Genomic DNA, 26,941 nt, shown 5'->3' with positions numbered 1-26,941 from the left:
CCGCCTACATGCTGACGCGAAGCGCCGAGGGCGGCGCGAACAGACATTGGGAGCAATGAGATGGCCGAGGCCTATATCGTCGCCGCGACCCGCACTGCCGGCGGCCGCAAGGGTGGGCGCGTGCGCGGCTGGCACCCGGCGGACCTCGCCGCGGTGACGCTGAACGAGCTCATGGACCGCACGGGCGTGGACCCGGCCGCCGTCGAGGACGTGATCATGGGCTGCGTGATGCAGGTGGGCGAGCAGTCCACCAACATCGGCCGCAACGCCGTGCTGGCCTCCAAGCTGCCGGAAAGCGTGCCGGCCACCTCGGTGGACCGCCAGTGCGGCTCCTCGCAGCAGGCGCTGCAGTTCGCGGCCCAGGCCGTGATGAGCGGCACCATGGACATCGTGATCGCGTCGGGCGTCGAGAGCATGACCCGGGTGCCGATGGGCCTGTCGGTCTCGCTGCCGGCCAAGGAAGGCTTCGGCATTCCCAAGAGCCCGCGCCAGGAAGAGCGCTATCCCAACATCCAGTTCAGCCAGTTCATGGGCGCCGAAATGGTCGCCGAGAAGTATGGCCTGACCAAGGACCAGCTGGACGAGTTCGGCTACAACAGCCACCAGCGCGCCATCGCGGCCACGCAGGGCGGCGCGTTCAAGGACGAGATCCTGGCCATCGACGGTCTGGACGCCGAAGGCAATGTGGTGCGCCACGATAGCGACGAGGGCATCCGCTACGACGTCAGCCTGGACGGCATGCGCGGCGTGAAGCTGCTGCGCGAGGGCGGCCGGATCACGGCGGCGACCTCCAGCCAGATCTGCGACGGCGCCTCGGGCGTGATGATCGTGTCGGAGAAGGCGCTGAAGGAACACAACCTGACGCCGCTGGCCCGCGTCCACCACATGTCGCTGCTGGGCCACGACCCGGTGATCATGCTGGAAGCCCCGATCCCGGCCACCGAGCGCGCGCTCAAGCGCGCCGGCATGTCGATCGACGACATCGATCTGTTCGAAGTGAACGAGGCCTTCGCCTCGGTGCCGGTGGCGTTCATCCAGAAGCTGGGCGCCGATCCGGAGCGGGTGAACGTCAACGGCGGCGCCATCGCCTTGGGCCACCCGCTGGGCGCCTCGGGCACCAAGCTGATGACCACCCTGCTTTACGCTCTGAAGGCGCGCGGCAAGAAGTACGGCCTGCAGACCATGTGCGAAGGCGGCGGCATGGCCAACGTCACGATCGTCGAGCGGCTCTAGCAACGCTGCGCGAAATGCGGTTTTGAGGAGCGGCCGGGGAGCGATCCCCGGCCGTTTCCTTTGCGAGGTAGGACATGGCCGGACGGGTGATCGCGATCACGGGCGCTTTCGGGGTGCTGGGCCAGGCCGTCGCCAAGGCGGCCGCCGCGCAGGGCGCTCGGCTCGCGCTGATCGACTTCGCCAAGGGTGCGCCGGCCGCATCGCCATCGGGCGACGACGTCCTGGTGTTGCCGGGCGTGGACTTGACCGACGCGGTGCAGGCCGGCGCGGCGATGGACGCCGTGGCCGACCGCTTCGGCGGGATCGACGCCCTGCTCAACATCGCGGGCGGCTTCACCTGGGAGACACTGCAGGAGGGCTCGATCGGCAGCTGGCCCGCGATGTACCGGCTGAACGTGCTGACCGCCGCCAACGCCAGCCGCTCGGCGATCCCGCACCTGAAGCGCAGCGCCGCGGGCCGGATCGTCAATGTGGGCTCGGCCGCCGCGCTCAAGGCGGGGATGGGCATGGGCGCCTACGCGGCCGCCAAGGCGGGCGTCCATAGCCTGACCCAGGCGCTGGCCGACGAGCTGAAGGGCGACGGCGTGACCGTGAACGCCGTGCTGCCCTCGATCATCGACACGCCGCAGAACCGCTCCGACATGCCGGGGACCGACCCGTCGATCTGGGTGGCGCCCGAGGACCTGGCGGCGGTGATGCTGTTCCTGGCCAGCGAGGCGGCCCGCGCGGTGACGGGCGCGCTGATGCCGGTGACGGGGCGGGTCTAGCCCGGCCGGGGGGCCTGGCCGAGGCGCGGCTCGGTCCCGGCCAGCAGCCGGCCGATGTTGGCCCGGTGCAGGAAGACCACATAGAGGCCGCCGGCGATCACCATCAGCCGATAGGCCAGCGGATGCGGCAGTGCGCAAGCGAGGACGATCGCGGTGACGGCCGCAAGGATCGAACCCAGGGACACGATCCGGAAGATCGCCACCGCGACGCCGAACACCGCCAGGCCGCCCATGCCGACTGGCCAAGACAGGGCCAGCAGCACGCCGAGGCCCGCGGCGACGGACTTGCCACCCGTGAAGCCCAGCCAGATCGAGCGGCTGTGGCCCAGCAGCGCGGCAAGCCCCGCGAGGCACACGGCCCAGGGCGTCCAGGCCGGCGGCGTCGCGAGCCAGGGATAGAACCAGGCCGCGAAGACGATGGCGGCGGCGCCCTTGAGCACGTCGATCAGCAGCACGACGGCGCCGGGTCCGCTCCCGAGGGTTCGCAGGACGTTGGTGGCGCCGGTCGAGCCGGAGCCGTGCTCGCGGATGTCTATGCCCTTCAGAAGCCGGCCGGCCAGGTAGCCGGTAGGCGTCGCCCCAAGCAGATAGGCGACCACCAGGCCGGCGAGGCTCGCGATCCAGAAGACCATGGGGTAGGCGCTCCGGCTTTGCAGGCGGCCATCATGGCACGAACCGCGGCGCGGCCCAGCCGGGCGCGGCGGATAACGCCAATCCCTTATCCGGCAAGGGATTGCGGCATCGGCGCCGCAGTCGCGGGCGAAGTTGACGTGGAGCCAGGGCGCTGCAGGTTTCGTCACGCGACCGTCGTACAGCCACGCTAGGGCCGCGCCTGCGCGCTTTGCGCAGGGGATAGACCAATGACCATGTCACGCGCGCGGCTGCTGGCCGCGACGAGCGCCTTCGCCATGTTCGCCGCGCCGGCGATGGCCGAGGAAGGCCAGGCGATCGAGGAGATCGTCGTCACCGCCCAGAAGACCCAGCAGGCGGCCATCGACGTGCCGATCTCGCTGACGGCCTATGGCGCCGAGCGGCTGGAGGCCCTGGGCGTCCAGGACTTCGCCGACCTGTCGCTGTTCACGCCCGGCTTCGAGGTGCAGGACCAGTCGCCGAACAACCCCGGCTTCGTGATGCGCGGCATCACCTCGGACTCCACGGACAGCTATTCCGAGGCGCGCGCCTCGGTGTTCCAGGACGGCGTCTCGATCTCCAAGGCTCAGGGCTCGTATGTCGAGCTGTTCGACCTGGAGCGGGTGGAGGTGGCCAAGGGGCCGCAGTCGACGCTGTTCGGCCGGGGCGCACTGATCGGCGGCGTGAACCTGATCCAGAAGAAGGCCTCGACGGCCGAGCTGGATGGCTACGTGAAGGTCGAGGGCGGCAACTACGAGTACAGGCTGGGCGAGGCGGCGGTGAACCTGCCGATGAGCGACCAGCTGGCGCTGCGTCTGTCGGGCCGGCTGAAGTCGCGCGACGGCTACGTGAAGAACGCCTTGGGCGGCGACGCCTTCCAGTCGGTCGACACCAGCGCCTTTCGCGCGGCGCTGCGTTTCGAGCCGTCCGACCGCGCCGGCTTCGACCTGATCGCCAACTACCAGAAGGACGAGCCGACCGGCACGTCGTTCAAATCGCACGGCTTCCGCCCCACCGATCCGGTCACCGGCCAGGTGCTGGGCGACACGCGGCCGCAGAGTGCGGCGGCCCTGGCGGCGCCGTTGAACTTCGAGAGCGGCAAGCTGGGCGTCGACCGGATGGTCACCGGCTACACCGGCCTGGGCGAATTCAAGCTGACGGATGCCCTGACGCTGAACTCGATCAGCGCCTACCGCCGCTATCGCTCGAAGGAGATGTTCGACCCGGATGGCCTGTCCCTGGGGATCCTCACCGGACTGAACGACGCGAAGGGCGAGCAATGGAGCCAGGAGTTCCGGCTCAGTTACGACAACGGCGGCCGTTTCCGCGGCTTCGTCGGCGGCGACATCTTCAAGGCCAAGGACCGGCAGCGCGTCCCGCTGCAGTTCGACGAGCGGATCGGCCTGGCGGTGGTGACCGGCCAGCTCAACGCGGGCGCGGCGGGCCTGGGCCTGCCGGCCGACGTGCCGGCGCCGTCGGCGGTGTTCGGCAACACGGCCTTCACCGGCGCGCTGCTGCGCGGGCTGGTGGCGCAGCTCAGCGGCAACCGCATCGTGCTGAGCCCGGCTCAGGCGGCGGCCATTGCGGGCAACCTCCGCTCGAACCACATGGAAGAGACGTCCAGCAACAGCGACCTCGACTCGTTCGATGTCTTCGCCGACGGGACCTTCAAGGTGACCGACAAGCTGGCGGTCTCGGCGGGGGTCCGGTTCACGCGCGACGACAAGACCACCGGCTTCGGCTCGCGGGTCGTGGGCGGACGCAGCGTGCTGGGCGGCGCCATCGGCGCAGCGCAGATCGCCGCGGCGGGCACGCCTGCGGCGCTGGCCACGGCGCAGCAGATCCTGGGCGCCCTGTCGCTCCCGACCGTGCAGCAGATCCCAGCCTCGGCCCTGCCGCTGTTCGGGGTGACCTTCCAGCCGACCACCAACAACGGCGACATCTTCAAACAGGACCTGAAGGACGACGGCGTCACCTGGCGCATGGTGGCCCGCTATGCGGCGAGCGACGACGCCAACCTCTACGCCTCGTTCGCACGCGGGCGGCGGCCGGAGGTGCTGGCCGCCTCGGGCCCGGCGGCGCCCGGCACGCCGCCGCGCTTCGGCGCCGTCAGGGCCGAGACGGTCGACAGCTACGAGGCCGGCGCCAAGCTGGCGCTGATGGACCGGCGCCTGCGCCTGGACCTGGCGGCCTATCGCTACGACTACGAGAACTTCCAGACGGTCGAGCAGCAGGGCACGCTGTTCGTGATCACCAACGCGGGCAAGGCCAAGGCCTACGGCTTCGAGACTCAAGCGGACTGGGCCGTGACCTCGAACTTCGACCTTCTGGCCACCTATGCCTACAGCCACGCGCGGTTCGATGGCGGGGCCTATGACGGCAACCGCTTCCGCCTGTCGCCGGACCACTCGCTGTCGGTGGCGGCCTCGTTCCGCGTGCCCGCCTTCAACGGCGAGATCGAGGTGCGGCCAAGCTACACCTGGCAATCGAAGGTGTTCTTCGACGACACCAACGACCTGCCGGCGTTCCAGACCGGAAACTTCGTGCCCGACAAGGTGCAGGACGAGTTCCAGAAGGCCTATGGCCTGCTGAACCTGCGGGTGTCGTGGAGTGCCGAGGACTCGCCGGTGACGCTGGAGGCCTTCGCCACCAACCTGACCGACGAGGACTACATCATCGACGCCGGCAACACGGGCGACAGCCTGGGCCTGCCGACGTTCATCGCCGGCGCGCCGCGGATGTACGGCGTGGGCGTGACCTACCGCTGGAGGTAACGGCTAGGAGGCGGGCGTCAGGCGCATCAGCGTCTCGGCGTCCGCCTCGACCGCCGCGCGGCTGAAGCGGAGCGGGACATAGCCGCCGGCGGCCCAGAGCGGGAACAGGTCGCGGTAGTGCGGGCTCATCGGGTCGGCGGACTGGCCGGGGCTGTTAATGGCCATGGAGTTGTCCCAGGCGCCCACGTCGAGCACCACCCGCACCGAGGCACCGGCGGTCTGCTGGAAATCCTCCGAGCGCCAGGAGGCGGCCCTCGGCGTCGAAGCCGAGCCCGGCACTTGCAGCGGCCCCACGGTCATCTGGGCGGCGAGTTGAGGGTCGGCCAGGGCGGCGATGGCGGGGACGAACTTCGCCTGGTGCAGCCGCCCCCAGGTCCAGGTGGCCATGTCGGGTCCCAGGCGGCCGCGCAGCTCGCCGACGGCGTCTGCGAGGCTTGAGAGCAGGATCGGGTCGCGCACCTTGGCGGGCTGGGCCTCCAGCCAGGTGAGGATCGGGTCCGGCGAACCCGCGCCCAGCAGCTTCCGGGCGGCCGGCGGGAGGCCCGAGGCGACGATGGTGTGGCGGCCGAGGTGCTTGTTCGCCCAGGTTTCGTAGATGGCCGCGGCGGCGCTGCCGGTGGTCTCGTTGGCGTCCCAGACCTTGAGCAGGGCGAGCGCGCTGGCGACGCCCGGATCGTGGCTCTCCAGCGACTTCACCAGGGCGACGCCGCGGCGCGCCTGCGCGCTGACGCTGTCGGTCTGCAGCGCCATCGAGTCGGCGAGCGTGGACTTCGGCAGCGCGTCCAGCACCTCGTGGATGCGTTGGGTGCGAGTGGGGTCGGCCCACTCGAAGCCCAGCTTGCGCTTATCGCGCGGATAGGCGGGCTCGGCCGGGATGTTCATGGCGTTGGCCGTGGCGAAATAGCCCTCGGCTGGGTTCTTGGTCACCGGCAGGCCGCCATCCTCGACGAAGCCCGCCCATTCGTAGCGGCCGTCGCCGGGCACGGGCATCAGGCCATCCCAATTGGGCCGCACCGGCGTGCGGGCGGCGGCGGACCAGCCGATGTCGCCCTTGGTGTCGGCGTAGACCAGGTTCAGCGGCGGAGCGCCCCACTTGTCGCGGGCGCCCTGGAAATCGTCCCAGCCCTTGGCCCGCCACATGCGCGAGGAGCCGTAGTAGCCGGCGAGGCCCGGCTCGTTCCAGATGGTGCGGATGGCGAAGGCCCGGCCCTTGGCGTCGTCCTGCCAGAGCACCGGGCCATGGCGCGTGAAGCGCAGTTCCACCTCACGCGGAGCCTCGCCCTTCACCTCGATGGTTTCCTTGACCACCGTCATCGGCTCGAGGCCGCCCTTGTAGCGGTAGGCGGCGCCCTTGGTCTCGTAGGCGTAGAGGTCTTCCTGGTCGACGTAGAAGATCGTCAGCCCCCAGGCGGCTGTCCCGTTGTGGCCGAAGGAAACGCCGGGTAGGGCGGGCTCTCCGGCGCCGATGATCGACAGGCCCGGCGCATCCAGATGGGCGATGTAGCGCAGGGAGGGGGCGCCGACCGCGCGGTGCGGGTCGTTGGCCAGGATGGGCCGCCCGGTCGCGCTGCGGGCCGCGGAGATGGTCCAGTTGTTGGAGCCCTCCGCCGCGCGCTCGTCGATCACCTGGGCCAGGGCCTTGGGTTCGAGCGGCTTGAAATCGACCTGCTCCGTGGCGAGCACATAGTCCTTCAGGACGTCGGCGGGGACCTCGCACGGATCGAGGCCCTTGGGCATGACCACCTTGTGGGCGGGCTCCAGCTTGCGGCGCAGGGTGTCGGCCGCGGCGCCGCCCGCGCAGATCGCCCGGGCGCGGGCGACCTCGGAGGTGACGTTCGAGACCAGCGCGTGGCTGCGGATGCGTACGATGTCTTCGGAGCTCCAGTCCTCGGGCTGGCTTCCGGTGAGTTTGAACTCGACGGGCAGGGGCCGCTTGCCGGCGCGAACCTCGCCGACGTAGGCGTTGATGCCCGCCGCGAACGCCTCGGCCGCCGCCTTGCCGCCGGGGTCATAGGCCGCCCACTCGGTGGCGATGTCGCCACGGTAGAGGAACAGGCGCGTCGCGCGATCCTGGGCGACATAGGCCGGCCCAAGGCTGGCGGACAGGCGGCCCAAGCCACGCTTGCGCCAGAGATCGATCTGCCAGAGCCGGTCGCGGGCGGCGTTCCAACCCTGCAGGAAGAAGGCGTCGCGGCTGGAGGCGGCGTAGATGTGCGGGATGCCCCAACGGTCGACGATCAGCTCGGCGGGCGCCTGTAGTCCGGCGACCGTCGCCGCCTCCTGTCGCACGGCGCTGGAAACCTCGGCGTGGGCCGCGCCCGCCAGCAGCGCCGCCACCAAACCCCAGACCACACCGCGCATGTCACGCTCCCCCGAACTGTCCGAGGGATACTGGACCGGTCGGGGCGGCCACGTCACGCGCCGCTTGCGCTTCCGCGCAGGTCATCCGCTAGGGTCGGGATCTCAAGAAGGGGATTCCACCATGATCGGCTACGCCACCATCGGCACCAACGACCTCGAGAAGGCCTCCAAGTTCTATGACGCGGTGCTCGCGCCGCTGGGCGGCAAGCGCACCTTCGCCAACGGCGACCGCATGCAGTTCTACGGCTCCAGCGCCACGCCCGGCATGATCGCCGTCAGCAAGCCCTACGACGAACAGCCGGCGACCGCGGGCAACGGCACCATGTTCGGCCTGCCGGCCGCCACCAAGGAACAGGTCGACGCGGCCCATGCCGCCGCCCTCGCCGCGGGCGGCACGTGCGACGGCGCGCCCGGCCAACGCCTGCCGACGTTCTACGGCGCCTATTTCCGCGACCTGGACGGTAACAAGGTCTGCGTCTTCAAGATGGGCTGACGCCCGGCGCTGCGCCCGTCGCTCCGGCGGCGGGCGTCACGCGCCAGACGATGCCGCCGACGTCGTCGGCGACCAGCAGCGCGCCTTTCGAATCGACGGTGACGCCCACCGGGCGGCCCTGGATCTTGTCGTCGGCGTTCAGGAAGCCGGTCAGGAAGGCCTGGGGGGGCATCTGGGGCCGGCCGCCCGCGAACGGCACGAAGACGACGCGATAGCCGTTCAGCGGCTTGCGGTTCCACGATCCATGTTGGCCGATGAAGGCGCCGCCCTTGTAGGCGGCCGGGAAGGCGTCGGCGCGATAGAAGGTCAGGCCCAGCGAGGCGGTGTGCGGGCCCAGGCCGTAGTCGGGCTTCAGGGCCGAGGCCACAAGGGCGGGATTCTGCGGCTTCACCCGCTTGTCGACGTTCTGGCCCCAGTAGCTGTAGGGCCAGCCATAGAAGCCGCCGTCCTTCACGCTGGTCAGGTAGTCGGGCGGCAGGTCGTTGCCGATCTCGTCGCGCTCGTTGGAGACGGTCCACATCACGCCCGTGGTCGGCTCGAAGTCGATGCCGTTGGGGTTGCGGATGCCGGTGGCGAAGACGCGCGCCTTGGCGGTGCGCATGTCATATTCCCAGATCGCAGCGCGGCCGACCTCGTTCTCCATGCCGTTTTCGCCGATGTTCGAGTTCGAGCCGACGGTGGCGTAGAGCTTCGATCCGTCGGGACTGGCGACGACGTTCTTAGTCCAATGGTGATTGATCGGGGGACCGGGTAGGTCGAATACCTTGGTGCCTGTTCCCGGCACGGCCACCGCGCCAGGCTGGTAGGGGAAGGCCACGACGCCGTCCGAATTGGCCACGTAGAGCAGGCCGCCCACGAGGGTCATGCCGAAGGGCTGCTTCAGGCCGGTGGCGAAGTCGCTCTTGGTCTCGGCCACGCCGTCACCGTCCGCGTCGCGCAACAGGACGATCTTGTTCGGACTGGGCTTCGCCGAGCCCACCTTCTTCATCAGCATCTTCTGGAAGAAGCCCTTGATCCCCTTGTTGGATTTGTCGGCCTTGCTGGGCTCGGAGGCTGACAGGGCCGCCAGGACATCCCCGTTCGGCAGCACCAGCAGCCAGCGCGGGTGGTCCAGGCCCTGAGCGTACCGCGTGACCGTGAAGCCCGGCGGAGCCTTGGGCGCGGCGCCGGCCGGCCAGCCCACCACGTCGGGCACGCCGACCGTGGGGATCAGGCTCTGCTGCGGCGCCTTGAGCGGCGGGTTGGGTCCGAAGCCCACGAAGGGGTCGCTGGAGCCGCTGGAGCAGGCGGCCAGGGCGAGCGCGCTCAGCAATGGGGCGAGGCGGGGGGGGCGACGGGCAGACATCGGCGTCTCCGAAAGGGCGTCTCCAAGAACTCGCGCGGATGGGCAAGCGTTGCCAGACATTGTTCTGTCATCGGCGGTGTGCAACCCTCGGCTGCGCGTAAGGGGTGGCGCATCTAACGCGGGGTGTTGAACCGCAGGAACGGCGCCGCCGGAACAGGGGCCGGCGTATGCGACTGTCGAGAGGCTTCATCCAGGAACTGCTGATGATCGGGCGCGCGGGGCCGCGCCTGCTCCATGAAAGCGCCGTGCTGATCGACGTCTGGGCGGCATATGGCCAACGGCCGAGGACGCCCGTCGATCTCCTGCTCACGCCGATGGACAGCCTTCCGGCGGCCCGCCTGGCGAACGAGCTGCACGACGAGATCACCAGGCGTGCGCCTGGGGGACAGGGCGGCGACACGCGAATCTTCCCGCTGGAAGGCTTCGTCGCCATCCACGCCACGCGCGACATCTTCCTGAACATCCTGTTGCCGATGACGGGCGCGAACGTTCCGGAGGGCGTGGTGCGCCTGCGGGAGTTGATCGGCATGGCGCAGCCCGGCGGCCTTACCCTGCAGAGGCTGGTGGCGCTGTTGCGTGACAGGCGGGCGAGCCTGTCGCCGGACCTGAGGGTCGCGTTGCTCTACCTGCTGATGATCGCCGACGAACCCGAGGCGATCGCGGCGATCTCGGAGGAACGGCCGAACGACCTGCCGCCGGACGTCAAGTCGCTGGCGGAGATCCTCAACGGAGCGCCCACGATCTCGGTGGACCCGGTTCTGGAAGAGGCGCGAGGAAAGCGGTCGATCTGGCAGGTGGCGCTCAATCGCGAGGTGACCCAGATGGGGCGCTCGAGCGAAACGGTGAAAGCCGACGCGGCGCGGCGCCTCTTCAAGACCTCGGCGCGGCACCTGACCTGGGCCGTGATCGATTCCGGCATCGACGGGTCGCACCCGGCGTTCAGGGACCATGCCGCCGGTGGCTTCGAGACGCGGGTCACCAAGGCCTACGACTTCACCCGCCTGCGGGATTTCGCCGCCTACGACGTCCTGCTCGACCCGGCGAAGAACAAGGTGACCCTGGACGCGCTCGTGGCGCTGGGCATGTCGAAGAGCGAGGCGGCGGCGTGGCTTGAACGCCTGCAGGCCGACGCCAGGAACGGCCGCCCCTTCGACTGGGCCGTGCTCTCCCAGCTGCTGGAGACCCGCCCGGACAAGCTGGAGTCGCGGGATCCGAGCGCCAAGCCGAACGGCCACGGCACGCACGTCGCCGGCGTGCTGGCAGGGGACTGGCGGGAGGATGACAGAAGCATCTTCGAGGGCGTCTGCCCCGATCTCAAGCTCTACGACCTGCGCATCCTGAACGAAGACCAGAACATTCCCGACGCCGAGTTCGCGGTCATCGCGGCGCTGGAATTCGTTCGCTGGATCAATGCGCGGAACCGCTACCTGACCATTCACGGCGTGAACCTGTCCATCGGCCTGGAGCACGACGTGCGGAACTTCGCCTGCGGCCAGACGCCGGTCTGCCGGGCCTGCGACGCGACGGTGCGGTCGGGTGTGGTCGTGGTGGCGGCGGCCGGCAACGACGGCTTCCAGCGCTTCACCGTCAGCGAGGGCGACTACAACAGCTACGCCGATATGAGCATCAACGACCCCGGCAACACCGAGGCGGTGATCACCGTCGGCTCGACGCACCGCGACCGGCCGCACGAATACGGGGTGAGCTATTTCTCCTCCCGCGGACCCACGGGAGACGGCCGGCGCAAGCCCGACGTGGTGGCTCCGGGCGAGAAGATCGACGGCCCGCTTCCGGGCCTCGGCATGGGTCGGCTCGACGGCACCAGCATGGCTGCGCCGCATGTCTCGGGCGTCGCGGCCCTGCTCATGGCGCGGCACGCCGAGCTCGTGGGGCAGCCGATGACGATCAAGCAGATCCTGATGGACACGGCGACCGACCTCGGCCGCGAGCGACACTTCCAGGGCGCGGGCCTGGTGGATGCGCTGCGCGCGCTGCAGTCGCGATAGGGGGAGACGACGATGGCGTTCACGTTCGAGGCGCTGCCGGCCCGGTACGGCGACTGCCTGTTCCTGACGTTCCAGGACCCCGGGCGGAAGCTTCGCCTGCTGATCGATGGCGGCCCGTCGCGGGTCTACGAGACGTCGCTGCGGCCGCGGCTGGCGAAGGAGGCCAAGGCGGTCGGCGACGACGAGACGCTGATGCTGGACGCCGTGATGATCAGCCACATCGACGAGGACCACATCAAGGGCGTCCTAGACCTGCTGGCCGAGCTGCGCGACGCCGACGAAGCCCAGCAGCGCCGCCCGTGGGATATCCGCTGGCTGCTGCACAACAGCTTCGACGCCCTGCTGGACGAGAGCGAGGGCGCGGTGGCCCGAGCCGTGGGCGGGACGACCGTCCTGGCGGGGCTGGGCGGCGGCGAGGCGCTGTCGCAGCTCCTCGGGCGGGAGATGGACCACACCGCCGAGCTGGTGCTGGCGAGCTATGCCCAGGGCAGCCAGCTCGCCTCGCTGGCGGGCGCCCTGCAGATCACCCGCAACCCGCCGGACGGCTCGCCGATCATGTCGGTCGACGACACCCGTGTCCTGAAGCTGGGCGAGGCGACGCTGAAGATCGTGGGCCCGCGGGAACGCGAGCTGGAAAAGCTGCGAACGGCCTGGCGCAAGTGGCGGGAAGAGCTCAAGAAAAAGAAGCCGGTGACCAAGGCGCTGGCCGCCGCCCTCGACGAGAGCGTCCCGAACCTTTCGAGCATCGTCGCGCTGATCGAACACAGCGGGCGAAAGGTGCTGATCACCGGCGATGCGCGGTCGGACTATGTCTATGACGGGCTGAAGGAGGCGGGCGAACTCAAGGGCGGCAAGCTGCACGTCGACGTGCTGAAGCTGCCGCATCACGGCTCGATCCGGAACATCACCCGGGGGTTCCTGCGCGACGTGACCGCCGATCACTATGTGGCCTCCGGCGACGGCACCTACGGCAATCCGGATCGGGCGACGCTGGAGCTGATCGCGAGCGCGCGGCCGAAGGGCGGCTACACGGTGCACATCACGCACGACCCAGCGACGTGCGACCGGATCCATGAGGCCTGGCGCAAGGATCGCAAGGGACCGAAGTTCGACGCGGCGACCGACGGCATCTCGGACGTGGTCCAGGCCTGGGAGGGTGCCGGCAAGATCAAGGTCAACGTTCCCACGCCGCAAAGCCCGCAGATCACGATCCGGTTCTAGGGCCCCGCGGCGATTGACGTCGCGGCGCCGTTGCGCCCGGCGGGGAAACCCGATGGACTGCCGCCGACGAAAACCACGGGGGCGGGCCATGGATCTGACGCTGACACCCGAGCTGGCCGGCTTCCGGGACGAGGTGCGCGCGTTCCTGGACGCGCACAAGGACCAGCACGAGGGCGGGGCGCCGAAGGACCCCAAGGCCTGGCAGCGCCTGCTGATCGAAAACGGCTATGCGGCGCGGACCATCCCCCGGGAATACGGCGGATATGGCGCGGCGCCCGACATCCTGAAGGGCCGGATCATCGCCGAGGAGTTCATCGCCGCGAACGCGCCGCGCGGGATGAGCGGCCAGGGCATCTCCATGCTGGTGCCCACCCTGCTGGAGGTGGGGTCGGAGGAGCAAAAGAGCCGCTGGATCCCGCCGACCCTGCGCGGCGAGATCATCTGGTGCCAAGGCTATTCCGAGCCTGGCGCCGGGTCCGACCTGGCCAACCTGCAGACCAAGGCGGTCGAGGATGGCGAGGACTTCCTCATAAACGGTTCAAAAATATGGACTTCTACGGCTGCCCAAGCGCAGATGATGTTCTGCCTGGTGCGCACCGAGCCCGACAAGCCGAAGCACGAAGGCATCTCGTACGTGCTGTTCCCCATGGACACGCCGGGGATCGAGGTGCGGCCGCTGAAGACCATGACCGGCCAGGCCGAATTCAATGAGGTGTTCTTCACCGACGTGCGCGTGCCGCAGGCGAATGTGGTCGGCGGACGGGGCCGCGGCTGGCAGGTGGCGAACACCACGCTCAAGCACGAGCGCGGCATGCTGGGCGATCCGAACGCCACGGAAGCCCGCCTGAAGTCTCTGATCGAGCTGATGAAATCCGAGACGGTCGATGGCCAGCGGATCATCGACAACCCGATCTTCCGCGACCGGCTCATGCAGCTCCAGGCGCGGGTTCTGGCGATGAAGTTCAACGGCCTGCGCACCCTGACCGACGACACGGCGGGACTGGCGCGGCTGGTGGTGAAGTTGCAGGGCTGCGAGCTGAACCACCAGGTCGCGGCGCTGGGCATCGACGCCCTGGGCGAGCTGGGCATCCTCTATCACGACGGACCGCATCTGCGGGCCAAGGGCCGTTGGCAGTGGAACTACATGTTCGACCTGGGGCTGATCATCGGGGGCGGCACGGCGCAGATCCAGAAGAACATCATCTCCGAACGCGGCCTCGGCATGCCGCGCGAGCCCAAGACGGTGGAGGCCTGAGATGCGGTTCGCGCTCTCCGAAGATCAGGTGATGCTGCAGGACAGCCTGAACCGGGCCCTGGCCGACCTCTCGCCGCTGGAACGGGTGCGCCAGTTCGCCGACGGGGGCCAGGCGACGGCCTCCGACATCTGGATGCGGCTGGCGGAACTGGGGCTGCCCGGCTTGATGATCCCCGAGGAGCGGGGCGGGCTGGGCCTGGGCATGCTGGAGGCCGCGCTGGCGGCCGAGGCGCTGGGCCGGGTGGTCGCCCCGACGCCGTTCCTAGGCTCGGCTGTGCTGGCGCCCCTGGCGCTGGGCCTGGGCGGAACCGACGAGCTGCGGGCGCGCTGGCTGCCCAAGCTCGCCACCGGCGCCTGCGTGGCGGGCGTGGCGATTTCGGAAGCGGTGGCCGGCGCGCGCGACGACGCGGGGGTGACGGCGGCGGGCGGACGGCTGACCGGCAAGGCGCTGTTCGCGCTGGACGCCACCGGAGCGGACCTGCTGATCGTCGCGGACCGGACCGGCGGCCTGCATCTGGCGCACATGGCCGAGGCGGTGGAGCCAATGAGCAGCATCGACGCCACGCGGCGACTGACCGAGCTCACTTTCAAGGACACGCCGGCCGAGCCGCTGGGCTCCAATCAGGCGCTTGAGCGGCTACGCGATGCGGCCTGGATCGTGCTGGCGGCCGATACGCTGGGCGCGGCCCAGGCGATGCTGGAGAAGGCGGTCGCCTACGCCAAGGAGCGCAAGCAGTTCGGCCGCACGATCGGCAGCTTCCAGGCCGTGAAGCACCTCTGCGCCGAGATGGCGGCCGAACTGGAGCCGGCGCGCGCACTGGTCTGGTACGCGGCCTATGCGTTCGACCACGCGCCGGACGAGGCGTCGCTGATGGCCGCCCACGCCAAGGCCCACCTCTCGGAGATCGGGCGGTTCGTCGCGCGGACATCGACCGAGGTGCACGGCGGCATCGGGATGACCGACCTGCTGGGCCTGCATTACTGGTTCAAGCGGATCGGCCAGAACCGGCAGCTGCTGGGCGGGCCGGAGAAGGTGCGCGAGATCGCGGCCCGGCTGCAGGGCCTGGCCGCCTGATGGAGAGGACCAAGGCGATGGCGGACGGGGCGATCCACGGCGTAGTTCAGGACCGCTATGCGGGTGTGCGCAGCGCGTTCGAGCAACTGCTGAGCAGCGGCGAGGATGTCGGCGCTTCGTACTGCGCCACGGTCGAAGGCGAGACGGTGGTCGATCTGTGGGGCGGTTTCGCGGATGCCGCGCGGACCCGTCCCTGGGAGCGCGACACCATCATCAACGTCTATTCGACGACCAAGACGATGACGGCGCTGACGGCGTTGCTGATCGCCGACCGCGGCGAGCTGGATTTCGACGCGCCGGTCGCGAAGTACTGGCCCGAGTTCGCCGCCAACGGGAAGGCGGACGTGAAGGTCAGCCACCTGATGAGCCATTCCGCCGGGTTGTCGGGCTGGAAGGAGAAGGTGTCCACCGAGGACCTGTATGACTGGGACAAGGCGACGGCGCTGCTGGCGGCGCAGGCGCCGTTCTGGGAGCCGGGGACGGCGTCGGGCTACCACGCCCTGACCCAGGGCTATCTGGTCGGAGAGGTCGTTCGCCGCATCACCGGCAAGTCGCTGGGGACGGTGTTCCGCGAGGAGATCGCCGAGCCGCTGGGCGCCGACTTCTGGATCGGCCTGCCGGCGTCGGAGGACAGCCGCGTCGCCGAACTGATCCCGCCGCCGCCGGGGCCGCGCGATCCGACCGCCAGCGAGCTGATGATCAACATGTGGGACAACCCCGGCATCGACGTCTCGGCGACGGAGACGCGTGGCTGGCGGGGGGCCGAGATTCCGGCCGCCGGCGGCACGGGCAATGCGCGCTCGGTGGCCGAGATTCACGCCATCCTGGCGAACGGTGGCGTGGCGAAGGGCAAGCGCTTCATGTCCGAAGCCGGCTGCCGCAAGGCGCTGGAGCTGCAGATCGAGGGGCCGGACCTGGTGCTGGGCGTCCCGGCGCGGTTCGGCATGGGCTTCGGCCTGCCCGGCGTGGTGCCATTTCCGAACCCGAACTCGATCTATTGGGGCGGCTACGGCGGATCGCTGATCCTCATCGACATGGATGCGCGGACGACCTTCGCCTACGTCATGAACAGGATGGCGCCGACGACACAGGGCGACATGCGCGCCCTGGGCCTGGCCATGGCGATGTGGACCGCGATGGGGGCGATCTAGACCCGGATCGGCGGGGCCTTGTCGGCCCACGGACGGGCAGCTTCGAGCTGGTAGGCGAGCTGGAAGAGCAGGGCCTCGTCGCCGGGGCGGGCGGCGAATTGCGTCCCGACCGGCAGTCCCTCAGGCGTCCAGTTCAGCGGCGCGCTCATCGATGGCGCGCCGGCCACGTTGTGCAGGGTGGTGTAGCCCACGTACTCGGTCAGGCGCGCGACCAGGGTGTCGAACGGCACGTCGGGCCCGACCTCGCCGAGCTTCGGCGGGGGCCAGGCCAGCACCGGCGAGAGGATCACGTCGAAGCGATTGGCCTCGAACCACGTCGTATAGGCCCGGGCCGCGGCGGTGAGGCGGTCGATGGCCTTGGGCAGGGCGTCGGCGGGCGCCGTAGCGGCCATCCGCGCCATCCCCAGGGTGAAGGGTTCCAGCAGATCCGTCCCGGCGGGACGGCCCGTGGCCTTGGCGATCCCCTGCGCGAGTTGGGCCGCGCCGGACGCCCAGAGCAAAAGGAAGTCGTCGATGAAACCGGGCCCCATCGGCCATGTCGTCGGGATCACGCGATGGCCGAGGTTTTCCATCAGCCTGGCCGAGCTTTCGGTGGCGGCGCGCACCTCGGGGGAAGGCGCCTTGCCCGAGCCCCCATCCAGGATCAGGCCCACGCGCAGCCTGCGCTTCAAGGGCGAAGTCACGAGGCCGACCGGCCGAAGCTGGGCCCCCTTGCCGGAGTCCTCGCTGCCCGCGAACATTACCGCGGAGTCGCGCACGCTGCGGGCCAGCACATGGTCCACGCTGAGCTCGCTGACGTCCTTGTGGCTGCGCGTGCCGATCATGCGCCCGCGTGAAGGCTTCAGGCCGAAGAGTCCGCAGCACGAGGCGGGGATGCGGATGGAGCCGCCGCCGTCGCTGGCGTGGGCGAAAGGAACCACGCCCGCCGCCACCGCGACGGCCGCGCCGCCCGAGGAGCCGCCGCTGGAGCGGGAGGGATCCCAGGGATTGCGCGTGGCGCCGAAGGCCGTGGGTTCGGTCGTGGGGAGGAAGCCGAACTCGGGCGTCGCCGACTTGCCGATCACGACCACGCCAGCGCGGTCGAAGCTGTCGATGTAGTCGTTGGCCTTGGCGGCCGGGGGCAAGGTGAGCTGCGAGCGGGAGCCCGAGCGCGTGGGCAGGCCTGCGTAGGGATCCAGATCCTTGATCAGGAACGGCACGCCGCCGAAGGGGCCGGGTCGCGCGGACTTCGCCTTGTCGAGCGCGCGCTCGAAGTCGGAGGCGACGAGGAAATTTAGCCGGGGCTGCAGTTTGAGGGCGTTGTCTATGGCGGCCTTGACCACCTCGGCGGCCGAGACCTCGCCGGCCTTGATCCGGGCGGCGGTCTCGACGGCGTCGGGCCAGGCCGACTTGACCGCCGGCGCCTTGGCGTGGGCCTGGCCGGCGAGACTTGCGACGGAAAGCGCGCCGAACCCGCGCCGAGTTAGGTTGGACATCTCGATCCCCGCTTCCCGGACTCAGACGAGCGGCCCGGGTTGCGGGGAGCTTGGCCGTTAGAAGCCTAAGGGTGCAAGGGGGCTCTGTCGTGGTCGCGCGCTCCCGGCGGCGAACCGGCCTCCACTTCGCCTGAGCGCCCTACTGCTTCACGTGCTCGGGCTTACCCTTGCGCTTGGTATGGGCCATCTTTTCGAGCTCCTTTTCCGACATCGACATCATCGACTTGGATGCGCCCTGGAGCTTGCTCTTGGGCGTGTCGCCGCGCTTGGCCGAGAGGGCGGCTCCGGCGGCCTTTTGCTGGGCGGCGGACTTGGCGGGCATTGGCTTGTCTCCTCGTGACTGATCGCCGCCCGTGCAACCCGCCAGGACAGTGCGGGTTTCATCACGCCTCATATCATGGGCCGCGCGCGCGGCCGGCTGGGCAAGCTGGCGCGTGGCGGATAGCCTGGGCGCGGGCTTTCAGGAGGCGGTGTGGCGGACCCGGCGGGCGACGACCTTGGCAAACGCCGGAAACTGCCGCGTCTGCGCGTGCGCCTGCGGGAACTCTACCATGGCAAGTCGCCCGAGGCCGTGCGCTTCCGCCTCTGGGTCATCGCCATCGACCTGCTGCTGATCGCCTTCTTCATCGCCGCCCCGTTCCTGCGGGACTATCCAGTCTATCTCTTCGTGGACTATGCGGTGGCCGTCGTTCTGGTGCTGGACCTGACGGCGAGGGGGCTGGCCGACACGAGCGCGAAGACCTTCTTCCGGCGCTTCAGCGTCTGGGTCGACCTCTTCGTCCTGCTGACGCTGCTGTTTCCGCTCTGGCTGTTCAACCTGGCCTTCCTGCGCGTGCTGCGGCTGTGGTCACTGGCGCACAGCGAGATCTTTTGGGAGACCGTCGGCCGCCGCTATGACGACACGCGGGTGGAGGAGGTGTCGAAGGCGCTGGCCACCCTGGTGACCTTCGTGTTCGTCACCACCGGCTTCGTCTACGCCGGCTTCGCGCGCACCCATCCGGGCCTGGATGGCTATGTGGACGCGCTCTATTTCACGGTGACGACGCTCACGACCACCGGCTTCGGGGACATCACCCTGCCGGGCGCGTGGGGCAAGCTGCTGACCATCGGCATCATGATCAGCGGCATCACGCTTTTCGTGCGCTTCGCCCAGACGCTGATCAAGCCCTACAAGGTGCGCTTCACCTGCGAGACCTGCGGCTTGATGCGGCATGATCCGGACGCCGTGCACTGCAAGGCCTGCGGGGCCCTGTTGAATATCCCCAACGAGGAATAGCCGTGGGAGTGCATCTCATCCCGCAAGTGGCTTGGGGCGGGTAAGGTCATGCCCGGAACATCCGCGGATGGCCGCGCCTGCGACGGTTTTTTGTCAAAGCCTTTAGAATTTCATGCCCCAATCGTGACTTGGGACGCGCTTGCGGGGGCAGGGGGCATCTGGTGGCGGAGGAAACGACGCAACCACCGGCGTTGGGCGGGTCGGTCGACCTGACCGCGGTGCTCGACGCGTGGCCCGAGTGCGCGCGCGTGCTGTCGCTGTCCGGCGAGATTCTGCACATCAATCCGGCGGGCGCGGCCCTGGTCGAGATGGATGTCGAGCGCGTCCGCGGTCGCTCGTGGCCTTTGCTCTGGCCGCCCGAGAGCCGGGGACCGATGCAGGACGCTCTGGCGCGCGCCGCCGGCGGCCAGGTAGGCACGTTCCGCGGCGTCTGCCTCTCGCACACAGGCAAGCGGCTCTGGCTCGACACGGTAGTGTCTCCCGTTCGCGACGGCGCCGGCCAAGTCATCCTGCTGCTCGCGGTCTCGCGCGACATCTCGGGGGCGATGGAGTCGGAGGCGTTTCTCGAGACCCTGGTCCGTCTCTTGCCGAACCCGATCCTCGCCAAGAACGCGCGCGACGGCCGCTACGTCCTGATCAACGAGGCGGCTGAGAGGGCTTTCGGGCTTTCCAGCGCCGAGACGCTGGGCAAGGACGCCTATCAGCTCTTTCCCCAGAACGAGGCCCGCGGCTTTGCCGCCGAGGATGCCGAGGTGATCGCGTCGCGCGCCACTCGCGTCTCGGAAGAGGAGCCGATCACGACGCGCGACGGCCTGCGCTATTTCACCACCAAGAAGTTCGCCACCTACGACGGCGACCAGGCGCTGCATCTGGTCACCCTGGGCGAGGACGTCACCGAGCGGCGCGAGGCGGGCGTCGCGCTGCGCAGCGCCCTGGCCGAGGCCGAACAGGCCAACCGGGCGAAGAGCGAATTCCTGGCCAACATGAGCCACGAGATCCGCACGCCGCTGAACGGGATCGTCGCGGGCGCCGACATGCTGACCCGCGCCGACCTGGACCCGAGGGCCCGCGAGCTGGTGCAGATTATCGCCTCGTCGGGCGCCACGTTGGAACGGCTGCTGTCCGACATCCTGGACGTGGCGCGCATCGAGGCCGGGCGCATCGAGATCGACAGCACTACCTTCCAGCTGGGCGAGCTTGTGCGCACGACCGCCGCCCTGGCCAAGCTACAGGCCGACGAGAAGGGCGTGGCGGTGAGGGTGGAGGTCGCGTCGGAGGTCGATCGCGCTTTCCACGGCGATCCCCACCGGATCCGCCAGGTGCTCCTGAACCTGTTGTCGAACGCCGTGAAGTTCACCGAGCGCGGCTCTGTTTCGGTCTGGGCGGAGGCGCGGGTCGGCGGCGTGCGGGTGACGGTGCGCGACACCGGGATCGGCTTCAAGCCCGAGGTGAAGGAGCAGCTGTTCGGCCGCTTCCAGCAGGTCGACGGCTCGATCACCCGGCGGTTCGGCGGCACGGGGCTTGGGATGACCATCAGTCGTGAGCTGACGGAACTCATGGGCGGGACGCTGGACGCCGAGGGCCGCGAGGGGGAGGGGGCGAGCTTCTGGTTCGACTTGCCGCTGGTCCCGGCTGAGGCCGCGACCGAGGCGGAGGACGGCGCCGGCGCCGAGGCCCCGGACCGGCCGCTGCGGGTGCTGCTGGCCGATGATCATCCGACCAACCGCAAGGTGATCGAACTGATGCTGGAAGACCTGGCCGAGGTGGTCAGCGTCGAGAACGGCGCCGAAGCGCTGATGACCCTGGGGACCGGGGTGTTCGACATCGTGCTGATGGACATGCAGATGCCGGTGATGGACGGCCTGGAAGCCACGCGGCGCATCCGCGAGACGCAGGCCGCCGCGGGCCAGGCTCCGACGCCACTGATCATGCTGACCGCCAATGCGCTGCCGGAGCACGTGGCCGCGAGCCGTGCGGCCGGGGCTGACCGGCATCTGGAGAAGCCCGTTACGCTGGCAGGCCTCATCGAGGCGATGAATGAGGTGCTGGCCGGTGACGACGCCGAGGCGTCCCCGCAGGCGGCTGCTCAGTAGTAGTCCTTCCGGGTCAGCTCCACGGCCTCTCCGGTGGAGAGCGTCACCTTGAGCACGCCGCCGGCCGGGCCGGTGCGCAGCTCGGTCAGGCCAGCTACGCCCAGTTCGGACACGGGCTTGCCGTTCACTGCGGCGATCTGTTGTCCGGCCTTGAGGCCCGCGGACTCGGCCGGCGAGCCAGGGGCCACGAGAGCCAGGGTGGCGACGCCGTTGGCCATGCGGACCAGCAAGCCGGAGCGATCCTTGGCGAAGGGCTGGGCCACGGCGTCCGGCCGGGGCTTCAGCAACAGGCGGTTGCGCGAATAGTCGGTGATCACCTCGAAGCGGCCGAGAATGGGCATCCCGATGTTCCCCGAGGTGTGGCCGACGTTGAACGCGCTGTTGTCTTCGTCGCCGAAGACGGCCGGGATGTCGCGCAGGGTGACCCCGGCGATGGTCAGGCTCTTCACCGTGGCGACGCTTCGCGTGCGAATGCCGCCGACCGCGCCGGACAACCCCTTCGAGGTCGGCCGGTTGGCCAGCATGCCGTGCGGCTTCCAGTAGGTGGGGAAGACCAGCAGCGGCTGGCCGTTGCCCAGGTCGAAGTCCATCAGCACGGGCGTGCCGCCCTCGATCGACGCGGGGATGGCGTGCAGGCCGGCGACGTTGCTCACCGGAACGGCCACCGCGCCCGCCGGAGCCTGGAAGCGGGCCGGATCGTGGAAGGTGATGGTCTTGCCGGTGAAGTCGAGCTGGACCGTGAGGGCGTTCAACACCTCCTTCCCCAGGACCACGGGCAGGGGCTTGCCGATGGCGGCGGCGATGGGTTTCAGGTCCAACAGGGCGACCGTCATGTCGCGCAGTTCTACATCGCCCACCTTGATGGTGACGCCGCTGGCTAGCTCGGCGATGTCGCGGCCGCCCGTGCCGACAGCGTCGACAATGGCGGTGGGCTTGATCCCGAGGGCTTCGGCATACGCCTTGTCGAGCACGGTGGCCTCGGCGCCGCTGTCCAGCATCACCGGTGTCGGCACGCCGTTGACGGCGGCGGGGATAATGATGCGCGTGCCCGCGAAGAGTTCGAAGGCGAGAGGGTCGGTCTTCGCGCGGCCCGCCGGGAAGGCGTAGAGCTGGCGCGAGACGGGCCGGGCGTAGGCCATGGGATCCGCCTTGGGGTCGATGTCCACCTCGGTGAGGACGAGCGTCGTGACGAACGGGTCGTCGGCCATGCGCTGGACCTGCTTGAAGGGGACGCGCACGCCCTCGACCATCCGCCAGTCGTCGAAGCGGGTCACGGTGGTGACGCCTTCTTCGGTGGTGCGGTCGGCGAGGAGGGCCCCGCTGGCGGGATCCAGCAGCAGCTCGTAGCGGCTGCGGTCGTCGAACGTGATGCGCAGCACTTGGACGGGCCTGCCGTCGAAGGTCTCGTCGGCCTCTTTCGTGACCTTGGCGTCCTTGCCGCGCAGGGCGTCGTCGAAGGTCACCGCGCGGCGGCGCGCGCCTTCCTTGGCGGCGGCCTCGCCGGCGTCCTCGACCTGGCCACTCAGGGTCACCGCCCAGCCGCCGTCGCCGATCAGGGCGCGATGAACCACGGCCGAGCCCAGGCTGATGCGCTCGACCAAGCGGCCGGGATCGACGCGGCGCTCGATGGCGCCCTGGAAACGGCCATTATCGGTGGTCCCGCGAACCAGGATGCCGGTCGCCTTCTCGAAGGCGGGGCCGCCGCGCCAGGCAACGTAGCGGGCGATGGCGTCTTGCGTCGGATCGGCGGACGCGGCGGGGGGCGCGGCCAGCGCCAGGACGGCGGCTGCGGCCGCGAGAAGGAACTTCGGGCGCTGGCGGGCGGACAGGGCGGTGTCGGTCGTCATCCCCTGGCGTATCGAAGCTCGGCCTTACGAAGTCGAATTAAACTGCCGTAAGGCGACGGCCGTTGACTGACGCCGAGGGAGGGCGGCGGTTTACGTCGTAAGGTCGATGGCGGCCGCAGCGTGCAACGAGGAAAGAGATGAGCGCCTTCAAGGACAACCTGCTGGCCGGCAAGACGGCGTTCGTGGCCGGCGGCACCAGCGGCATCAACCTGGGCATCGCCAAGCGCTATGCCGAACTGGGGGCCGAGGTTGCGGTGGCTGGCCGCAATCCGGAGAAGGCGGCCAATGCGGCGGCGGAGATCGGCAAGGGCGCGATCGGTCTGTCCTGCGACGTCCGTGACTATGCCCAGATCCGCGCGGCGCTGGAGGAAGCCAAGGAGAAGCTTGGGCCGCTCGACATCGTGATCTCCGGGGCGGCCGGCAACTTCGTCGCCCCCGCGCTGGGCATGTCGGCGAACGGCTTCCGCACGGTGGTCGATATCGATCTCAACGGCACCTTCAACGTCTTCCGCGCCAGCTATGATCTGCTGGCGCCGAACGCTTCGCTGATCGCCATCACGGCGGGCCAGGCGGTGAACCCGTCGATGATGCAGGCCCATGTCTGCGCGGCGAAGGCGGGGATCAACCAGCTGATCCGCGTCCTGGCGATGGAGTGGGGCCCGGCGGGCGTGCGTGTGAACGGCATCTCGCCGGGACCGATTGCCGGCACGGAGGGCATGGCCCGGCTCAGCCCGACGCCGGAGTCGGACAAGGCCATCACCGCCCGCATCCCGCTGCGCCGGTTCGGTGAGGTGGGCGAGGTGGCCGAGAGCGCGGTGTTCCTGGTCAGCGACTCCGCGCGCTATGTCACGGGAACGATCCTGGACTGTGACGGCGGCTCGCAGCTGGGCGACGCGCGTGATCGGCAGGCCGCCGGTGGTCTGAGCTAGTCCTCGGCGATCTCGCTGGTGCGTCGGGTCTCGGGCATCCGCAGGTAGACCAGCAGCGAGATCGCGATCATCGCGGTGACGTACCAGTAGAAGCCACGCTCGGCGCCCACGCTCTTGAACCACAGGGCGACGTACTCGGCGGTGCCGCCGAAGACGGCGTTGGCGAGAGCGTAGGGCAGGGCGACGCCCAGCGCGCGGATGTGGGCGGGAAACAGCTCGGCCTTCACCACCGCGTTGATGGCCGTGTAGCCGGTGACGATGACCAGGGCGGCGAGCGCCAGCAGGAAGGCGCTGAACGAGTCGCTGGCGGTCTCCAGCATCCGGAAGATCGGATAGGTTAGCAGCGCGCCCAGCGTCCCGAACCCGATCAGCAAGGGGCGGCGGCCGACCTTGTCCGACAGCCAGCCGGCCAAGGGCTGCAGCAGCATGAAGACGAACAGCGCCGCCGCGGTGATCTCGGTGGCGGCCTCGCGGCTGAAGCCGGAGGTGTTGACCAGGAACTTCTGCATGTAGGTCGAGTAGGCATAGAAGGCGAGGGTGCCCCCGGCGGTCAGGGCGATGACCAGGAAGGCCTGGCGCGGATAGTGGCGGAACAGGATCCAGCCGCTGGAGCCCATGCTGGCGGTGGCCTTCACATTGGTGAAGCTCTCGGTCTCGACCAGTCCGCGGCGGATGTAGAACACCACGATGGCCAGCAGGCCGCCGATCCCGAAGGGGATCCGCCAGCCCCAGGCCTCAAGGTCGGCCGGCGGCAGCGTGGACTGCAGGACGAGCAGGACGCAGAGCGCCAGGAGCTGGCCGGATATCAGCGTCACGTACTGGAAGCTGGAGAAGAAGCCACGCCGGTGGCGTCCGGCCATCTCCGACAGATAGGTGGCCGAGGCGCCGTACTCGCCGCCCACCGACAGGCCCTGCAGCAGCCGCGCGAACAGCAGGATCAGCGGAGCCCCAGCGCCGGCCTGCGCGTAGGTGGGCGAGATGGCGATGAGCAGCGACCCCAGGCACATGAGGGTGACCGACAGCGTGAGGCCGGCCTTGCGGCCCCGCCGGTCGGCGTAGACGCCCATGATCCAGGCGCCCAGGGGGCGGACGATGAAGCCCACCGCGAACACGGCCGCCGCGCTTAGCAGCTGAGCCGTCGGATCGTCGGACGGGAAGAAGGCCGGCGCGAAGTAGAGGGTGAAGGCCGAGTAGACGTACCAGTCGTACCACTCGACGAGATTGCCGGTGGAGCCGCCCACGATGGACTTCAGCCGACTGCGTCCCGCCAACGATTCCGACACCCGAATCCCCCGCTCACTCGCTTTGCCTGTCGCCCTTTAACGTGCGGGCGCCCGACTTTCCGCCATCCCGCGACGTTTGATGCGCCTCACCTAGGGGAGGGGCTGGACGGCGTCGCGCATCCGTGCACGCACTGTCACATTCGTGTCGTGCGGGCCATGGGGGGCGCGGGATGAGCGAGCTTCTCGTTCGGCTGGAGTGGTTCAAGGCCGTCGTGCTGCCGCACGAGGCGGCCGTGCGCGCGCGGCTGCGGCGGATCTGCCCGCCGGGCTTCGACGTGGACAACCTCGTCGCCGAGAGCCTTGCCCGGGCCTACCAGGCGCACGAGTTCGCGCGGGTCACCGCCGGTCGGTCCTATCTGTTCGCCATCGCCCGCAACCTGCTCATCGACGCCCTGCGTCGCGAGACGATCGTGTCGCTGGACTTCGTGGCCGACCTCGACGTGCTGCGGTCGGACGACGCGGCGGTCGAGCGGCAGATCCAGGCGCGGGATGAGTTGCGCTGGCTGCAGGCGCTGGTCGACCGGATGCCCGTCCAGTGGCGAAAGGTCTTCCTGCTGCGGCGCGTGCACGATCTTTCGCCTGCCACCATAGCGGGACAGATGGGCTTATCCGTTTCAACGGTCGAGAAGCATCTTGCCAAGGCGCTGAAGCTCGTGGCCCAGGCGCGGGCGGAACGTGAGGATCAAGAGTTTGGGCGAGCCGCCCCCCAAGAGTTGCGACCGGCAAGCGATCGACGACCAGGCCGCGGCCTACGTCGCTAGGCTCGCCTCGGGCGTCAGCCCCGCAGAGCGGCAGGAGATCTACGGCTGGGTCGGCGCGGACCCGCGCCACGCGGTGGCCTTCGCCCGCATGGAAGCCGCCTGGGAAGCCTCGGAACGCTTGCGCGCCGCCCCGCCACCGTTGGAGCCGATCGCGCTCGCCGCTGAGCCGAGCGTTCCGCCGGGGCGGGGGCGCGGGTCCAGCCGCCGCACCCTGATGTTCGGATCCATGGCCGCCGCGGGGGCGGCCGTGGCGGCGACGGTCGGCTGGCGCCTGCTCGACAACGTCGACCTCTATCGGACCGGCGTGGGCGAGCGGCGGATCGTGGCGCTGCAGGACGGCTCCCGCGTGACGCTGAACACCGCCTCGACGGTCGAGGTGGCGTTCACGAAGACCCAACGCCGGGTGCGGCTCGTGCGCGGCGAGGCGCTGTTCGAGGTGGCGCACGACGCGACGAAGCCGTTCCTGGTCGACGCGGGCGCGGCGCGCTTCCGCGCGCTCGGCACCGCCTTCAACGTCCGGGTCCGTCCGGACGTCGTGGAACTGACGGTAACCCAGGGCGTGGTGGCTGTGGTGGCGGGCGAGGCGGGCGTCGAACGCCCGGTCAGCGCCAAGATCGCGGCCGGCGGCGGCGCCGTGGTGCGTTCGGGCGCGGTGGCGCCGACCGCCCTGGACGACCAGCACCTCCGCCAGCGCACCGCCTGGCAGGAGGGCGTGCTGGAATTCGACGGGGATTCGCTGGCCCAGGTGGTGGCCGAGTTCAACCGCTACCGCCGCCAGCCCATCGTCATCGGCGACGCGCGGCTGGAGTCGCTGCGGATTGGAGGTCGGTTCGAGGTGGACGAGGCCGACAGGTTCCTGACCGCCCTGACCAGCAGCTTCCCGATCGAGGCGATGACGACCGCCGATGGCGGCGTGCTGCTGGTGGAGAAGCGTTGAGCTGAAATTTTTCGCGGCCGGGATGGCGG

At 69.6% G+C, this 26,941-nt stretch carries 21 protein-coding genes; 14 read left to right on the top strand and 7 right to left on the bottom strand.

Features of this window, described 5'->3' with window-relative positions; genetic code table 11:
* The first annotated feature begins 60 nt into the window (after nt 1-60).
* Both ACODSY_RS20130 and ACODSY_RS20125 read left to right on the top strand, forming a co-directional pair.
* A complete protein-coding gene (locus tag ACODSY_RS20130; protein ID WP_488953670.1) occupies nt 61-1,233 on the top strand; it encodes an acetyl-CoA C-acetyltransferase in 1,173 nt (390 codons plus the stop codon).
* A 74-nt stretch (nt 1,234-1,307) separates the two neighbouring features.
* Nucleotides 1,308-2,000 (top strand): SDR family NAD(P)-dependent oxidoreductase, encoded by a 693-nt coding sequence (locus ACODSY_RS20125; protein ID WP_488953669.1) that lies wholly within the window; start codon nt 1,308-1,310, stop codon nt 1,998-2,000.
* Here ACODSY_RS20125 and plsY read toward each other — a convergent pair.
* Nucleotides 1,997-2,632 (bottom strand): glycerol-3-phosphate 1-O-acyltransferase PlsY, encoded by a 636-nt coding sequence (gene plsY / locus ACODSY_RS20120; protein WP_488953668.1) that lies wholly within the window; start codon nt 2,630-2,632, stop codon nt 1,997-1,999. The genes ACODSY_RS20125 and plsY overlap by 4 nt on opposite strands.
* 228 nt (nt 2,633-2,860) lie before the next feature.
* On the opposite strand from plsY, the gene ACODSY_RS20115 reads away from it, so the two are divergent.
* A complete protein-coding gene (locus ACODSY_RS20115) occupies nt 2,861-5,404 on the top strand; it encodes a TonB-dependent receptor (protein WP_488953667.1) in 2,544 nt (847 codons plus the stop codon).
* 3 nt (nt 5,405-5,407) lie between these two features.
* Here the strand turns inward: ACODSY_RS20115 and ACODSY_RS20110 are convergent, their stop codons facing one another.
* Nucleotides 5,408-7,765 carry a penicillin acylase family protein gene (locus tag ACODSY_RS20110; protein ID WP_488953666.1) on the bottom strand — a complete coding sequence of 786 codons (2,358 nt, stop codon included), beginning with the start codon at nt 7,763-7,765 and terminating at the stop codon, nt 5,408-5,410.
* A gap of 121 nt (nt 7,766-7,886) precedes the next feature.
* Here ACODSY_RS20110 and ACODSY_RS20105 point away from each other — a divergent pair, with 121 nt between their 5' ends.
* A complete protein-coding gene (locus tag ACODSY_RS20105) occupies nt 7,887-8,258 on the top strand; it encodes a VOC family protein (RefSeq protein ID WP_488953665.1) in 372 nt (123 codons plus the stop codon).
* Here ACODSY_RS20105 and ACODSY_RS20100 read toward each other — a convergent pair.
* Nucleotides 8,245-9,603 (bottom strand): PQQ-dependent sugar dehydrogenase, encoded by a 1,359-nt coding sequence (locus ACODSY_RS20100; protein ID WP_488953664.1) that lies wholly within the window; start codon nt 9,601-9,603, stop codon nt 8,245-8,247. The two genes, ACODSY_RS20105 and ACODSY_RS20100, sit on opposite strands and share 14 nt — an antisense overlap.
* Before the next feature lie 167 nt (nt 9,604-9,770).
* Here ACODSY_RS20100 and ACODSY_RS20095 point away from each other — a divergent pair, with 167 nt between their 5' ends.
* The 5 genes from ACODSY_RS20095 (at nt 9,771) to ACODSY_RS20075 (ending at nt 16,311) form a co-directional block, all read left to right on the top strand.
* Nucleotides 9,771-11,609 (top strand): S8 family peptidase, encoded by a 1,839-nt coding sequence (locus ACODSY_RS20095; RefSeq protein ID WP_488953663.1) that lies wholly within the window; start codon nt 9,771-9,773, stop codon nt 11,607-11,609.
* Nucleotides 11,610-11,621: 12 nt separating this feature from the next.
* A complete protein-coding gene (locus ACODSY_RS20090) occupies nt 11,622-12,830 on the top strand; it encodes a ComEC/Rec2 family competence protein (RefSeq protein ID WP_488953662.1) in 1,209 nt (402 codons plus the stop codon).
* An 88-nt stretch (nt 12,831-12,918) separates the two neighbouring features.
* Nucleotides 12,919-14,085, top strand: coding sequence for an acyl-CoA dehydrogenase family protein (locus tag ACODSY_RS20085; protein WP_488953661.1), 1,167 nt, complete (start codon nt 12,919-12,921; stop codon nt 14,083-14,085).
* 1 nt (nt 14,086) lies between these two features.
* Nucleotides 14,087-15,160 carry an acyl-CoA dehydrogenase family protein gene (locus ACODSY_RS20080; protein ID WP_488953660.1) on the top strand — a complete coding sequence of 358 codons (1,074 nt, stop codon included), beginning with the start codon at nt 14,087-14,089 and terminating at the stop codon, nt 15,158-15,160.
* The gene (locus tag ACODSY_RS20075; protein WP_488953659.1) at nt 15,160-16,311 is read left to right on the top strand and encodes a serine hydrolase domain-containing protein; all 1,152 of its coding nucleotides are present in this window, start codon (nt 15,160-15,162) and stop codon (nt 16,309-16,311) included. Before ACODSY_RS20080 ends, ACODSY_RS20075 begins: the two co-directional genes overlap by 1 nt.
* On the opposite strand, the gene ACODSY_RS20070 is transcribed toward ACODSY_RS20075, so the two are convergent.
* Together ACODSY_RS20070 and ACODSY_RS20065 are read right to left on the bottom strand one after the other, a co-directional pair.
* The gene (locus ACODSY_RS20070; RefSeq protein ID WP_488953658.1) at nt 16,308-17,786 is read right to left on the bottom strand and encodes an amidase; all 1,479 of its coding nucleotides are present in this window, start codon (nt 17,784-17,786) and stop codon (nt 16,308-16,310) included. The two genes, ACODSY_RS20075 and ACODSY_RS20070, sit on opposite strands and share 4 nt — an antisense overlap.
* Before the next feature lie 139 nt (nt 17,787-17,925).
* Nucleotides 17,926-18,108, bottom strand: coding sequence for a DUF3008 family protein (locus ACODSY_RS20065; RefSeq protein WP_293350823.1), 183 nt, complete (start codon nt 18,106-18,108; stop codon nt 17,926-17,928).
* A 150-nt stretch (nt 18,109-18,258) separates the two neighbouring features.
* Between ACODSY_RS20065 and ACODSY_RS20060 the strand changes: the two genes are divergently transcribed.
* Both ACODSY_RS20060 and ACODSY_RS20055 read left to right on the top strand, forming a co-directional pair.
* A complete protein-coding gene (locus tag ACODSY_RS20060; protein ID WP_488953657.1) occupies nt 18,259-19,062 on the top strand; it encodes an ion channel in 804 nt (267 codons plus the stop codon).
* A 161-nt stretch (nt 19,063-19,223) separates the two neighbouring features.
* The gene (locus ACODSY_RS20055) at nt 19,224-21,155 is read left to right on the top strand and encodes a hybrid sensor histidine kinase/response regulator (RefSeq protein WP_488953656.1); all 1,932 of its coding nucleotides are present in this window, start codon (nt 19,224-19,226) and stop codon (nt 21,153-21,155) included.
* Here the strand turns inward: ACODSY_RS20055 and ACODSY_RS20050 are convergent.
* A complete protein-coding gene (locus ACODSY_RS20050) occupies nt 21,149-23,002 on the bottom strand; it encodes an aspartyl protease family protein (RefSeq protein WP_488953655.1) in 1,854 nt (617 codons plus the stop codon). The genes ACODSY_RS20055 and ACODSY_RS20050 overlap by 7 nt on opposite strands.
* Before the next feature lie 137 nt (nt 23,003-23,139).
* Between ACODSY_RS20050 and ACODSY_RS20045 the strand changes: the two genes are divergently transcribed.
* Complete coding sequence (locus tag ACODSY_RS20045; protein ID WP_488953654.1) at nt 23,140-23,931, top strand: SDR family oxidoreductase; 792 nt, start codon at nt 23,140-23,142, stop codon at nt 23,929-23,931.
* Here the strand turns inward: ACODSY_RS20045 and ACODSY_RS20040 are convergent.
* Nucleotides 23,928-25,214 (bottom strand): MFS transporter, encoded by a 1,287-nt coding sequence (locus ACODSY_RS20040; protein ID WP_488953653.1) that lies wholly within the window; start codon nt 25,212-25,214, stop codon nt 23,928-23,930. The genes ACODSY_RS20045 and ACODSY_RS20040 overlap by 4 nt on opposite strands.
* A 170-nt stretch (nt 25,215-25,384) precedes the next feature.
* Here ACODSY_RS20040 and ACODSY_RS20035 point away from each other — a divergent pair, with 170 nt between their 5' ends.
* Entirely contained in the window at nt 25,385-25,975 is a 591-nt protein-coding gene (locus tag ACODSY_RS20035; protein WP_488953652.1) for an RNA polymerase sigma factor, read from the top strand.
* Nucleotides 25,905-26,912, top strand: coding sequence for a FecR family protein (locus ACODSY_RS20030; protein ID WP_488953651.1), 1,008 nt, complete (start codon nt 25,905-25,907; stop codon nt 26,910-26,912). The genes ACODSY_RS20035 and ACODSY_RS20030 overlap by 71 nt, the downstream gene beginning before the upstream one ends.
* Nucleotides 26,913-26,941 lie beyond the last annotated feature (29 nt).

Source organism: Phenylobacterium sp. FG114 (assembly GCF_057809855.1).
Note: the sequence above shows the minus strand (reverse complement) of the source record. Positions and strands in the feature narration are given on the sequence as shown.